15 protein-coding genes are annotated in these 12,764 nt (G+C 63.5%); 13 read left to right on the plus strand and 2 right to left on the minus strand.

Features of this window, described 5'->3' with window-relative positions; all coding sequences use genetic code 11:
- The first annotated feature begins 32 nt into the window (after window positions 1–32).
- From ureC to JG747_RS02735, 8 genes are all read left to right on the plus strand, one after another.
- On the plus strand, window positions 33–1,745 hold the full coding sequence (gene ureC / locus JG747_RS02700; RefSeq protein ID WP_446720607.1) for an urease subunit alpha: 1,713 nt from the start codon (window positions 33–35) through the stop codon (window positions 1,743–1,745).
- Window positions 1,746–1,825: 80 nt separating this feature from the next.
- A complete protein-coding gene (locus tag JG747_RS02705) occupies window positions 1,826–2,419 on the plus strand; it encodes a hypothetical protein (RefSeq protein WP_202361098.1) in 594 nt (197 codons plus the stop codon).
- Between the two features lie 44 nt (window positions 2,420–2,463).
- Complete coding sequence (locus JG747_RS02710; RefSeq protein ID WP_019862532.1) at window positions 2,464–3,069, plus strand: glutathione S-transferase family protein; 606 nt, start codon at window positions 2,464–2,466, stop codon at window positions 3,067–3,069.
- Window positions 3,066–3,680: an urease accessory protein UreE gene (ureE, locus tag JG747_RS02715; RefSeq protein ID WP_202361099.1), complete on the plus strand. Its 615-nt coding sequence runs from the start codon at window positions 3,066–3,068 to the stop codon at window positions 3,678–3,680. Before JG747_RS02710 ends, ureE begins: the two co-directional genes overlap by 4 nt.
- Window positions 3,673–4,344: an urease accessory protein UreF gene (locus JG747_RS02720; RefSeq protein ID WP_202361100.1), complete on the plus strand. Its 672-nt coding sequence runs from the start codon at window positions 3,673–3,675 to the stop codon at window positions 4,342–4,344. The genes ureE and JG747_RS02720 overlap by 8 nt, the downstream gene beginning before the upstream one ends.
- A complete protein-coding gene (locus tag JG747_RS02725; protein ID WP_019862528.1) occupies window positions 4,341–4,781 on the plus strand; it encodes a DUF3995 domain-containing protein in 441 nt (146 codons plus the stop codon). The genes JG747_RS02720 and JG747_RS02725 overlap by 4 nt, the downstream gene beginning before the upstream one ends.
- Window positions 4,778–5,419 carry an urease accessory protein UreG gene (ureG, locus tag JG747_RS02730; RefSeq protein WP_199646985.1) on the plus strand — a complete coding sequence of 214 codons (642 nt, stop codon included), beginning with the start codon at window positions 4,778–4,780 and terminating at the stop codon, window positions 5,417–5,419. The genes JG747_RS02725 and ureG overlap by 4 nt, the downstream gene beginning before the upstream one ends.
- An 87-nt stretch (window positions 5,420–5,506) precedes the next feature.
- A complete protein-coding gene (locus JG747_RS02735; RefSeq protein ID WP_069090717.1) occupies window positions 5,507–6,274 on the plus strand; it encodes a class II aldolase and adducin N-terminal domain-containing protein in 768 nt (255 codons plus the stop codon).
- On the opposite strand, the gene JG747_RS02740 is transcribed toward JG747_RS02735, so the two are convergent.
- On the minus strand, window positions 6,271–6,903 hold the full coding sequence (locus tag JG747_RS02740) for an HAD family hydrolase (RefSeq protein WP_019862526.1): 633 nt from the start codon (window positions 6,901–6,903) through the stop codon (window positions 6,271–6,273). The two genes, JG747_RS02735 and JG747_RS02740, sit on opposite strands and share 4 nt — an antisense overlap.
- Before the next feature lie 245 nt (window positions 6,904–7,148).
- Here JG747_RS02740 and JG747_RS02745 point away from each other — a divergent pair, with 245 nt between their 5' ends.
- Window positions 7,149–8,108, plus strand: a complete 960-nt coding sequence (locus tag JG747_RS02745) for a sugar-binding transcriptional regulator (RefSeq protein WP_010912814.1) — start codon at window positions 7,149–7,151, stop codon at window positions 8,106–8,108.
- 64 nt (window positions 8,109–8,172) lie between these two features.
- On the opposite strand, the gene JG747_RS02750 is transcribed toward JG747_RS02745, so the two are convergent.
- Complete coding sequence (locus JG747_RS02750) at window positions 8,173–8,358, minus strand: hypothetical protein (protein WP_027047619.1); 186 nt, start codon at window positions 8,356–8,358, stop codon at window positions 8,173–8,175.
- 110 nt (window positions 8,359–8,468) lie between these two features.
- Here JG747_RS02750 and gcvA point away from each other — a divergent pair, with 110 nt between their 5' ends.
- The 4 genes from gcvA to JG747_RS02770 all read left to right on the plus strand — a co-directional run bounded on the left by gcvA (window position 8,469) and on the right by JG747_RS02770 (window position 12,720).
- Window positions 8,469–9,374 carry a transcriptional regulator GcvA gene (gcvA, locus tag JG747_RS02755; protein WP_019862524.1) on the plus strand — a complete coding sequence of 302 codons (906 nt, stop codon included), beginning with the start codon at window positions 8,469–8,471 and terminating at the stop codon, window positions 9,372–9,374.
- A 203-nt stretch (window positions 9,375–9,577) separates the two neighbouring features.
- Window positions 9,578–10,888 carry an ABC transporter substrate-binding protein gene (locus JG747_RS02760; protein ID WP_019862523.1) on the plus strand — a complete coding sequence of 437 codons (1,311 nt, stop codon included), beginning with the start codon at window positions 9,578–9,580 and terminating at the stop codon, window positions 10,886–10,888.
- A 123-nt stretch (window positions 10,889–11,011) separates the two neighbouring features.
- Window positions 11,012–11,884: a carbohydrate ABC transporter permease gene (locus JG747_RS02765; protein ID WP_027047618.1), complete on the plus strand. Its 873-nt coding sequence runs from the start codon at window positions 11,012–11,014 to the stop codon at window positions 11,882–11,884.
- An 11-nt stretch (window positions 11,885–11,895) separates the two neighbouring features.
- The gene (locus JG747_RS02770) at window positions 11,896–12,720 is read left to right on the plus strand and encodes a carbohydrate ABC transporter permease (RefSeq protein WP_019862521.1); all 825 of its coding nucleotides are present in this window, start codon (window positions 11,896–11,898) and stop codon (window positions 12,718–12,720) included.
- Window positions 12,721–12,764: the final 44 nt, after the last annotated feature.

Here is a 12,764-nt window from a genome sequence, read left to right on the forward strand (position 1 = left end):
TCAACCACACCGCATTTCGGGAGCAATCGCTGATGGCCAGAATCTCGCGTGCCGCCTACGCCCAGATGTATGGGCCGACTGTCGGCGACAAGGTCAGGCTGGCCGACACCGAACTCTTCATCGAGGTCGAAAAGGACCTCACCATTCACGGTGAGGAAGTAAAATTCGGCGGCGGCAAGGTGATCCGCGACGGCATGGGCCAGAGCCAGGTTTCCCGTGCCCAGGGCGCGGTCGACACCGTGATCACCAATGCCTTGGTGATCGACGCCAGCGCCGGCATCTTCAAGGCCGATATCGGCCTCAGGGACGGCCGCATCGCGGCGATCGGCAAAGCCGGCAATCCGGACACGCAAGACGGCGTCACCATTATCATCGGCCCGGGCACCGAAATCATCGCCGGCGAAGGCAAGATTCTCACCGCCGGCGGCTTTGACGCGCATATCCACTTCATCTGCCCGCAGCAGATCGAGGAAGCGCTGATGAGCGGCATCACCACAATGCTGGGCGGCGGCACCGGGCCGGCGCATGGCACGCTGGCCACCACCTGCACGCCGGGGCCGTGGCACATGGCGCGCATGATCCAGTCCTTCGATGCCTTTCCGATGAATATCGGCCTGTCGGGCAAGGGCAACGCCTCGCTGCCGGCGGCACTGGAGGAAATGGTGCTGGGTGGCGCCTGCTCGCTGAAGCTGCATGAGGATTGGGGCACGACGCCGGCGGCGATCGACTGCTGCCTGTCGGTGGCCGACGATTACGACGTTCAGGTGATGATCCACACCGACACGCTGAACGAATCCGGCTTTGTTGAAAACACGGTCGCGGCGATCAAGGGCCGCACCATCCATGCCTTTCATACCGAGGGCGCCGGCGGCGGCCATGCGCCCGACATCATCAAGGTCTGCGGCCTGCCCAATGTCATCCCGTCCTCGACCAATCCGACGCGGCCCTACACGGTCAACACGCTGGCCGAACATCTCGACATGCTGATGGTCTGCCACCATCTGTCGCCGTCGATCCCCGAGGATATCGCCTTTGCCGAGAGCCGCATCCGCAAGGAGACGATCGCGGCCGAGGATATCCTGCATGACATTGGCGCCTTCTCGATCATCTCGTCGGACAGCCAGGCGATGGGCCGCGTGGGTGAAGTGGCGATCCGCACCTGGCAGACCGCCGACAAGATGAAGCGCCAGCGCGGCTCGCTGCCGCAGGAGACCGGCGACAACGACAATTTCCGCGTCCGCCGCTACATCGCCAAATACACGATCAACCCGGCCATCGCGCATGGGCTGTCGAAAGACATCGGCTCGATCGCCGTCGGCAAACGCGCCGACCTGGTGCTGTGGAACCCGGCCTTCTTCGGTGTGAAGCCGGATATGGTGCTGATCGGCGGCATGATTGCCGCCGCCCCAATGGGCGACCCCAACGCCTCGATCCCGACCCCGCAGCCGATGCACTTTCGGCCGATGTTCGGCGCCTATGGCAAGGCCAGGACCAACTCGTCGGTGACCTTCGTTTCCAAGGCGGCACTCGAGTCTGGCCTGCATGGCCGGCTTGGCGTCGAAAAACAGTTCGTCGCCGTGGAAAACACGCGTGGGGGCATCGGCAAGCATTCCATGGTGCTCAACGACGCCACGCCGCATGTCGAGGTCGATCCGGAAACCTACGAGGTCCGCGCCGACGGCGAATTGCTGACCTGCCAGCCGGCGACCGTGCTGCCGATGGCGCAAAGGTATTTCCTGTTCTGAGGTCGGTCGGCCAAATTCCGTTGCGGCTGGTATGCATAGGCCGCAATATGCGGTCGAGCAGAAACCCACCGTGATCAGGCATGGCCACCGAAATCGCCTCTCCCCACGACGTCTTCCCGCATATCCGCATCGTCATGGGCATGGTGATCGGGCTTGGTGTCGCCCGCCTGCTGTCGGGGGTGGCGCGCATCGTCCAGCATCCCGGCCAGTACCGGCTGTATCCCGTGCATCTGGCCTGGGTCGCCTCGGTGCTGTTGATGCTGGTGCATTTCTGGTGGTGGGAGTTCGGGCTCTACGCCATCGAGACCTGGACCTTCGGCAAGTACCTGTTCATCATTTTCTACGCGATCACGCTGTTCCTGCTGTGCGCGCTGCTGTTTCCGGATTCGATGCTGGACTACACCAGCTACGAGGATTTCTTCTATTCGCGCCGCGGCTGGTTCTTCGGCCTGCTGGCGGCGACCTATCTGCTCGATGTCATCGATACGCTGCTGAAAGGGCCCGAGCATTTTGCCCGCTTCGGCAACGAATATCTGTTCCGCACGCCGGTCTTCGTGGCACTGTGCATCGCCGCGATCCTGGTGCGCGACCGCCGCTTCCACATCGCCTTCGTCGCGGCAGCACTGATCTACCAGATATCGTTCATCCTGCGGCTCTTCGACACGATCGTATGACTGTTGCGGATGGTCTAGAGTCCAGGAAAAGACAGGATCTTAGCATGTACAAGGCCGTTGGATCACGGGGATCCCGGGTCAGCCGCGTTCTCTGGATGCTCGAGGAGCTCGGGCAGCCCTATGAATTCGTCGAGGTCAAGCTGCGCTCGCCGGAAGCCTATGCGCTCAACCCGTCGGGCAAGGTGCCGGTCCTCATCGACGATGAACTGACGGTGACGGATTCGGCGGCGATCTGCGTCTACCTGGCCGACAAGCACGCCGACAAGGGCATGGGCGCCAATCCCGGTGTTGCCGGCCGTGCCGAGATGGATTCCTGGATGCATTTTGCCCAGAGCGAGTTCGAGGCGCCGCTGTGGAACAAATTGCGCCACCGCTTCCTGCTGCCGAAGGAGGTTCGCGTCGATGTCGGCCCGGCGGCGGCCTACGATTTCGCCTCGGAAGCCAAGGCGCTGGACCGCCGGCTCGGCGACAAGCCGTTTGCGCTGGGTGACCGGTTTTCCGCGGTCGACGTGCTGCTCGGCGACATGGGCAACTGGGCGCGCGCCGGAAAATTCCCGATCGAGTCCGACCGCGTCAACGCCTATTTCGACCGGGTGCTTTCGCGCCCTGCCCGCGCGCGGGCGCAGGCCAACGGAGGCTCCATGAAATGAAGCTCAACCTCAACACCGACTTCACCAAATTCCCGCGCGCCGTCTCGGTGCTGGCCGTCGGCGAGGCGGGCGCGGCGCCGGCGTTTGCCAAGGCTGTGCTTGCGCATGACGAGCGGCATCTGCGCCGCCGCGCCATCGAACTGTCCGACGGCAGCAAGGTGCTGGTCGACCTGCCCGAACCCGTCGCCCTGAACGATGGCGACCGGCTGGTGCTGGAGGATGGCCGCCATGTCGAGATCATCGCGGCGCCGGAAGAGGTCTATGACATCCGCGCCCGCGACGGCGTGCATCTGACCGAACTGGCCTGGCATATCGGCAACCGCCATCTCGCCGCAGGCATCGAGGCGGATCGCATCGTCATCCTGCGCGACCATGTCATCAAGGCGATGCTGGAGGGGCTTGGCGCCACGGTGCGCGAGGTCTCGGAACCGTTCAAGCCGGTGCGCGGCGCTTATTCCGGCCATGGTGGTGGGCATGGTCATGACCATGGCCACGATCACAGCCATGCCGAGGCGCATGCACATAGCCACGGTGAGGCACACTCCCACTCGCATAGCGAATCGCATTCGCACTCGCACAGCCATACCGGCCACCACCACGATCATGACTGACCAGCCTTCGAACATCGCCCTGCTGCGGCTGATGGCGTGGCTGTCGCCGGCCTTCCCGGTCGGCGGCTTTGCCTATAGCCACGGTCTCGAACGGGCGGTGCATGACGGGCAGGTTGCCGATGCCGCGAGCCTGGCCCACTGGCTGGAAACGCTGGTCGAGATGGGCTCGGGCTGGAACGATACCGTGCTGTTTTCCGAGAGCTGGCGCCGCGCCCGCACCGCCGGCGATCTCGACGAAGTCGCCGCACTGGCCGAGGCGCTGGCCGGCTCGCGGGAACGCCATACCGAGACCATGCTGCAAGGTGCCGCCTTCCTCAAAGCAGCTGCGGCCTGGCCCAATCCGGTGCTGGCGCGCCTGCCGGCCGAAAGCGCTTATTGCGTCACCGTCGGCGCCATTGCCGGCGGAAATGGCATTGCGCTTGAGGATGCGCTGTCCGCCTTCCTGCAAGCCTTCTTCTCCAACCTCGTCCAGGCGGCGATCCGGCTCGGTGTCGTCGGCCAGAGCGAGGCCACCACGCTGCTGGCCGGCTTCGAGCCGTTGGCGCTCTCAACCGCCGACCGCGCGTCCCGATCGACATTGGATGATCTCGGCGGCTGCGCCTTCGTCTCCGACATCATGGCGATGAAGCACGAAACCCAGTATTCGCGGCTGTTCCGTTCATGATCGCCCTCGCCTTTGTCCTCTCCTTCGTCCTGCTGCTGATCACGGCGCTGCATGTCTATTGGGGCATTGGCGGCATCTGGCCGGGCAGGGATGCGGCGTCCTGCGCCCGCGCGGTCGTCGGCTTTCGCGGTGTCGACGAAATGCCGACGCCCTTCGCCAGTTTCGCCGTTGCCGCCTGTCTTGGCCTGGCAACGCTCTGGCCGCTGGCGCTCATCGGCTTCTTTGCCTCGCCTTTCCCGAGGGAGGGCCTTGCCGCCACCTCGCTGCTCATCGGGCTGGTGTTCCTGGGGCGCGGCATTGCCGGCTTCACGCCGTGGTGGCGGCGCCTGGCGCCCGAACAGCCTTTCGCGCGGCTCGATGTGCGTTACTATTCGCCGCTGTGCCTGTTGATCGGGCTCGGCTTCGCAGTCCTTGCCATCATGGAGTTCCCGACATGACCCAAGCCAACGGTCCCCTTCGCATCGGTATTGGCGGCCCTGTCGGCTCCGGCAAGACGACGCTCACCGAAAAACTCTGCAAGGCGCTGCGCGACGAGTTCTCCATCGCCGTCGTCACCAACGACATCTACACAAGGGAAGACGCCATGATGCTGGCCCGGCTGCAGGCGCTGCCGGAGGATCGCATTGTCGGCGTCGAGACCGGCGGCTGCCCGCACACCGCCATTCGCGAGGACGCGTCGATCAATCTGCAGGCGATCGCCGAACTCAACCGGAAGTTTCCCGACCTCGACATCATCTTCATCGAATCCGGCGGCGACAACCTTGCCGCCACCTTCTCACCGGACCTCGCGGATCTGACGCTCTATGTCATCTCGGTCTGCCAGGGCGAGGAAATCCCGCGCAAGGGCGGACCGGCGATTACCCGCTCCGATTTCCTGATCATCAACAAGAGCGATCTGGCGCCCTATGTGAACGTCAACCTCGACGTGATGGAGAGCGACGCCGCCCGCATGCGCGGCAGGCGTCCGTTCGGCTTCACCGATCTATCGCGCGGCAAGGGCTTGCGGGAAGTCATCGACTTCATCGTCGAGCATGGCGGGCTGAGGGTTGGCACCGCCACCAGCACGGCGGCCTGACAGGCATCCGGCCCCTCTGCACCAACCGAAACCCGTTGCGGGCAGCGGTGGCTCGCGGCATTCTGGCCAAAACCGGAGGATTTTTCGATGAGCATCGCCCGCCTGCAGAAGGAACCGCTGACCAACCTGCCCTTCTACGAAGAGCGCGTCGATCTCGCCTGCGCCTTTCGCTGGACGGCGCGGCTCAACATGCACGAGGCGGTGGCCAACCATTTCTCGCTGGCGGTCAATGATGACGGCACGCAGTTCCTGATGAACCCCAACCAGGTGCATTTCTCGCGCATCAAGGCCAGCGACATGTTGATGATCGACGCCAACGATCCCAACACGCTGTCGGGCCCCAACGCGCCCGACCCGACGGCCTGGGGCCTGCACGGCGCCATCCACCGCAACGTGCCCCATGCGCGCTGCGTCATGCATGTGCATTCCATCCATGCCACGGTGCTGGCGTCGCTCGCCGATTCGACATTACCGCCGATCGACCAGAATTCGGCGATGTTCTTCAACCGCCATGTCGTCGACGCGCATTATGGCGGGCTGGCCTTCGAGGAAGAGGGCGAGCGCTGCTCGCAGCTTCTCACCGACCCCAAGGTCAAGGTCATGGTGATGGGCAATCACGGCGTGCTGGTGATCGGCGATACGGTCGCCGATGCCTTCAACCGCATGTTCTATTTCGAGCGCGCCGCCGAGACCTATATCAAGGCGCTGTGGACCGGCCGGCCTCTGCGCACGCTGTCCGATGCGATCGCCGAGAAGGCGGCCAGCGAAATGGACGACTATCCCGGCCAGGCCGAGCGCCATCTCGCCGAGTTGAAGGCGATCCTCGACGAGGAAGAGCCGGTCTACCGGAATTAGAGCCCGAGCTGAGCCCGCAATTCCTCGGCGCTGTTGATGACGATGGCGCCGGGCGGTCCTTCCATCGGCTTTTCCGGCCAGAAGATCGTCTTCATGCCCGCCGCCAGACCTGCCATGGCGCCCGGCCAGCTGTCGTCGACCGCGACCGCGTGCGCGGGATCGACTTCGGCCAGGTACGCGGCGCGCAGGAAAGGTTCGGCGTGCGGCTTGCCATCACGCACATCGTTGCGGCTGATCGTTTTCATGCCTGGATAAAACAGACCGACCATGCGCAGATTGGCGTCGACGATCATCCGGTCCGAATTCGATACCACCGCTTGCTGCACGCCAAGCGCGCGCAATTCATTGAAGACTTCTATAGCGCCAGGACGCGGTTTCAGCCTCTCCACCAGCGGCAGATAGTGCTCGTATTTGCGCATGATCCAGTCGTCGAAGGGAAGATCGAGGCCGAACTCGTCGCGCATCATTTCGTAGACCGGCCAGGCGGCGACACCGAGCACGCGCTCATGAAGGTCGGCGGGCGGCTTGAGGCCTGCATTGCGCATTGCCGCCACAAGGGCGGCCTCGTGCAGCGGCTCGCTATCGACCAGCGTGCCGTCCATGTCCCAGAAAACCGCCTTCGGTGTCATGCAGCGCTCCTTTTGCGATCCCCTTAAAGGGTTTGCGCCGGGAGATAAACCATCGCGATCACAGAAGGTGACTGCCGCCGGAAGCGAAGCCGCCCTGCTTTGCGCGTCGCGATCGTGTCAGCGGGAAAATCCCTGCCGTGCGTGGCCAAACAATTGCCCTTGAGATTGACAATTGCGCAGGAGGCCGTTCCCTGCGAAACTGGGAGCGGACCGCTCCTGTGAGCAGCGGTTTGCGGAGGCAGGACGTGAATACCCGGCAGGATGGCGGCAGCAACAGGCTGGACGACGCGGCGCGCGCCGGATGGCTCTATTATGTCGCCGGTAACACACAGGACCAGATCGCCGCCACGCTCGGCATTTCGCGGCAGACGGCGCAGCGGCTGGTGTCGCTGGCGGTGTCGGAAGGCCTGATCAAGGTCCGTGTCGATCATCCGATCGCCAACTGCCTTGACCTCGCCGCCCGGCTGAAATCGCGTTTCGCACTCGACCTGGTCGAAGTGGTGCCGAGTGATCCGAATTCATCCTCCACCACCATCGGCATCGCCGAAGCGGCGGCCGCCGAGATCGAGCGGCGGCTGCGGTCGCCGACGCCGATCGTCATGGGCATCGGCACCGGACGCACGCTGAAGGCGGCGATCGAGCAACTGCCGCCGATGGAATGCCCGCAGCACAAGGTGGTGTCCTTGACCGGCAACATTTCGCCGGACGGCTCGGCCGCCTTCTACAACGTCATCTTCACCATGGCCGACCGGGTCAAGGCGCGCTCCTTCCCGATGCCGCTGCCGGTCATCGCCTCCTCGCCGCAGGAGCGCGAGATGCTGCTCAACCAGCCGATGATCCAGCCAACGCTGGCGCTTGCGGCGGAAGCCGACGTCACCTTCATCGGCATCGGCGATCTCGGTCCGAAGGCGCCGCTCTACGAGGACGGGTTCATTTCCGAAAGCGAGTTGAAGGCCCTGCAGAAGGCTGGCGGCATCGCCGAGATCGTCGGCTGGGTGTTCGACCGGGAAGGCCGCATGATCGAGGGCATCACCAACGACCGTGTGTCGTCGGCATCGCTGCCGTCGCGCGAGAAGTCGCTGGTCATTGCGCTGGCCATGGGCGAGCGCAAGCTGCCGGGCATCCTGGCGGCCGTGAACCGCCGGCTGGTCAATGGTCTCATCACCGACGAACGGACGGCGACCGCTTTGCTGGCCAGCATCTGACCGGGACGCGGTGGCGCCTGCCGGACACGGCCGCGGCGACTGGCTGGCGATAAAGCCAACAAGTCTATTTATGCCGCCCGAGGGGATCGTTACCATCGAGGAAACCGAGGTCGCGCTGCAGATGCGGCGACAGGTCCCTGATGTCCAGATGCGCCTTTTTTCTGATCGCGAACCAGCCGAATCCGTCCGCAAGCCACGAAATCCAGCGGTGATCGGGAGCGGGAGTGCATTTTTGCTGCGCCATGGTCATGATCGTCAACCTTCGCTATCCTAGACCCGAATGACGGGTTGACAGTGAATGTCGGGCTTGCTGGCCAGCTTTGCCAATCGAACGTCGATAAGGACCCATAAGGACCCTTTATGCCGGATCTGAGCTCACCGCAGGTTTCGCAACTGCCACCGCTGCAGGCGATCCGGGTGTTCGAAGCGGTGGCGCGGCATCTTTCCTTCACCAAGGCCGCCGTGGAACTCGCCATGACACAGGCCGCCGTCAGCTATCAGATCAAGGTGCTGGAAGAGCGCGTCGGCGCACCGCTGTTCCTGCGGCGGCCGCGGCAAATCGAGCTGACCGAAGCCGGCCAAAGGCTGGCGCCGGCGGTCAGCGAGGCCTTTGCCATTCTTAGCCAGGCCTATGCCTCCGCGCGCGGTGGCGCGGACGGGCTGCTGTGCGTCACCACCGTGCTGACCTTCGCCTCGAACTGGCTGGCTCATCATCTGGGTTCGTTCCAGATGGCTCATCCAGCACTTGCCGTGCGGCTCGAAACATCGAGCCGTCTGACGGATTTCGCCCGCGAGGATGTCGATCTCGCCATCCGCTCGGGCAGCGGCAAATGGCCGGGTCTGGAGGCCCACAAGCTGCTCGACGCCGATTTCACGCCGATGCTGAGCCCGAAGCTCGCGGCCAGCATTGGCGGCGTCAAGGAGCCGGCCGACCTCTTGCGGCTGCCGATCCTCGATCCGGGCGATGTCTGGTGGACGCAATGGTTCGAGACGGCCGGCGTGCATGCGCATGATCTTGCCAAGCGGCCCGGCAGCAGCATGGGCGCGCAGGCCTATGAGGCCAATGCGGCTATCGCGGGCCATGGCGTGGCGATCCTGACCCGGGCACTGTTCAAGGCGGAACTTGCCGACGGCCGCCTGATCCAGCCTTTCGACCTGGTTGGCGATGACGGCCATGCCTATTGGCTGGTCTATCCCGAAGCACGCCGCAACGTGCCGAAGATCCGCGCCTTCCGCGACTGGCTGCTGGCCGAGATCGCCTGCTGACAGGCGCTTTTCTCCCGATTCAATCCTCCGGCCCTTCCAGTCCCGCCGCCTGATATCAGGGGCGGACAAGCCTCTCTTTGTCTGTCCATCGGCAGGTCCGGTGCTGCGCTGCAGCATCGAATCCGGCTTGACATAATTCACGGCAAGTGAGTAATTGCTCACAGCCAAGGCAAATGCTCATCTTGGTTCATGGGAGGAATTTGATGAAACTGCGTACGCTCACCCTGGGCTTGTTGTCGGCCAGCGCTCTCGCCTTTGCCGCACATGCCGAATCCATCACCATCGCCACGGTCAACAATGGCGATATGGTCCGCATGCAGAAGCTGACCGACGACTTCACCAAGGCCAACCCCGACATCCAGCTCAACTGGGTCACGCTTGAAGAGAACGTGCTGCGCGAGCGCGTCACCACCGACATCGCCACCAAGGGCGGCCAGTATGACGTGATGACCATCGGCACCTACGAGGTTCCGATCTGGGCCAAGCAGAGCTGGCTGCTGCCGCTCGACAAGCTCGGCGACGACTATGACGCCAAGGACATCATCCCGGCCATCGCCGGCGGTCTTTCGGTCGACGGCAAGCTCTATGCCGCGCCCTTCTATGGCGAAAGCTCCTTCGTCATGTACCGCAAGGACCTGATGGAGAAAGCCGGACTGAAGATGCCCGACGCGCCGACCTGGGATTTCATCAAGCAGGCCGCCGACAAGATGACCGACCGCGCCAATGGCGTGAACGGCGTGTGCCTGCGCGGCAAGGCCGGCTGGGGCGAGAACATGGCCTTCCTGACCGCCATGTCGAACTCCTTCGGCGCCCGCTGGTTCGACGAGAACTGGAAGCCGCAATTCGACCAGCCCGAGTGGAAGAAGACCTTGCAGTTCTATGTCGACCTGATGAAGGCCGACGGCCCCGAAGGCGCCTCTTCCAACGGCTTCAACGAGAACCTGGCGCTGTTCCAGCAGGGCAAGTGCGGCATGTGGATCGACGCCACCGTCGCGGCGTCCTTCGTCTCCGATCCCAAGGCATCCCAGGTCGCCGACAAGGTCGGTTATGCGCTGGCGCCCGACAATGGCCTCGGCAAGCGCGGCAACTGGCTGTGGGCGTGGTCATTGGCCATTCCGGCCGGCACCAAGAAGGCTGACGCGGCCGAGAAATTCGTCTCATGGGCGACCAGCAAGCACTACGCCGAACTCGTCGCTTCGAAGGAAGGCTGGGCCAACGTCCCTCCGGGCACGCGCTCCTCGCTCTACGCCAATGCCGAGTACCAGAAGGCGGCTCCGTTCGCCAAGATGACGCTGGACTCCATCAACGCCGCCGACCCGACGCATCCGACCGTCAAGCCGGTACCCTATGTCGGCGTCCAGTTCGTCGCCATCCCTGAATTCCAGGGGCTTGGCACCACGGTCGGCCAGCTCTTCTCGGCGGCTCTTGCCGGCCAGTCGAGCGTCGACGATGCGCTGAAGCAGGCCCAGGACGCCGCCACCGCGGCGATGACCGAAGGCGGGTATATCAAGTAAGGCTCCTCCCGGTGCCGAATGCCGGTTGCCTCCTCGACCGGCAACGGCCGCCCGAGTTCCCAGCTCGGGCGGCCGCCTTCAACGCCTCTGAAAATTCAGTCTGACCATTGAAGGGTGACCGTCATGGCTACTCAGCAGACCCGTTCGCTTGCCCGTTTCATGATGGCACCATCCGTCGTTCTGCTGTTCGTCTGGATGATCGTGCCGCTGGTCATCACCATCTGGTTCTCCTTCCAGCAGTACAATCCGCTCAACCCGATCCGCGACGGGTTCGTCGGCTTCTCCAATTACGCGCTGTTTTATTCCAATCCGGCCTTCCTGCAGTCGATCCTCAACACCTTGATCCTGGTGATCAGCGTGCTGCTGATCACGGTTATCGGCGGCATCCTGCTGGCGCTGTTGATCGACCAGCCGATGTGGGGACAAGGCATCGTGCGCATCCTCGTCATCTCGCCGTTCTTCGTCATGCCGCCGGTGGCCGCGCTTGTCTGGAAGAACATGATCATGCACCCGCAATACGGGGTGTTCGCCGACATAGCGCGCTTCTTCGGGGCGCAACCGATCGACTGGTTCGGGCAACATCCGATGACGGCCATCATCATCATCGTCGCCTGGCAGTGGCTGCCTTTCGCGACGCTGATCCTGTTGACCGCGCTGCAGTCGCTTGACGGCGAGCAGAAGGAAGCCGCCGAAATGGACGGCGCCGGCTTCATCAGCCGCTTCATCTATCTGACGCTGCCGCACATGTCGCGCGCCATCACCGTCGTCATCCTCATCCAGACGATCTTCCTGCTCTCGGTCTATGCCGAGATCCTCGTCACCACCAATGGCGGCCCCGGCTACGCCTCCACCAACCTGCCCTTCCTCGTCTACCAGAAGGCGCTGCTGGAGTTCAAAATCGGCCAGGCATCCGCGGGCGGTGTGATCGCCGTCATTCTCGCCAACATCGTCGCCTTCTTCGCCATGCGCGCGGTCGGCAAGAACCTCGACAAGTAAGGGAGGACAAGATGGCCCGTGCAGTCACCACCCAGCACAAGACGATCGCGACGGTTGCGGCCTGGATCGTCGCCCTGCTGATCTTCTTCCCGATCCTCTACACGATCATCACCTCGTTCAAGTCGGAACAGGAGGCGATCCAGGGCTTCGCGCTGATCCCGTCGGGAACTTTCGAGAGCTATACCGAGGTTCAGGCGCAGAGCGGCTATTTCAAGTTCTTCTTCAATTCGGTGCTGCTCTCGGTCGGATCGACCGTCCTGGCCCTGCTGGTCGCAATTCCGGCGGCATGGTCGATGGCGTTCTCGCCGACCAAGCGGACCAAGGACATTCTGATGTGGATGCTGTCCACCAAGATGATGCCGGCGGTCGCGGTGCTGTTCCCGATCTACCTGATCTTCCGCGACACCGGCCTGCTCGACAGCCGCATCGGCCTGATGGTCATGCTGATGCTGATCAACCTGCCGATCGTGGTGTGGATGCTCTACACCTATTTCCGCGAGATCCCGGGCGAGATCCTGGAAGCGGCGCGCATGGACGGCGCCTCGCTGTGGAACGAGATCATCTATGTGCTGACCCCGATGGCGGTGCCCGGCATCGCCTCGACCATGCTCTTGAACATCATCCTGGCCTGGAACGAGGCGTTCTGGACGATCCGGCTGACCACCACGGAAGCAGCGCCGCTGACCGCCTTCATCAGTTCGTTCTCCAGCCCGCAAGGCCTGTTCTGGGCCAAGCTTTCGGCGGCCTCGACGCTGGCGATCGCGCCGATATTGATCATGGGCTGGTTCAGCCAGAAGCAGCTGGTGCGCGGCCTGACCTTCGGCGCCGTGAAGTAAGTAAGCCGTGACCTAACGTGACGCTCAAGAACGTCGGACAATAA

The sequence above is a fragment of the Mesorhizobium sp. 131-3-5 genome (genome assembly GCF_016756575.1).
Classification (GTDB): domain Bacteria; phylum Pseudomonadota; class Alphaproteobacteria; order Rhizobiales; family Rhizobiaceae; genus Mesorhizobium; species Mesorhizobium jarvisii.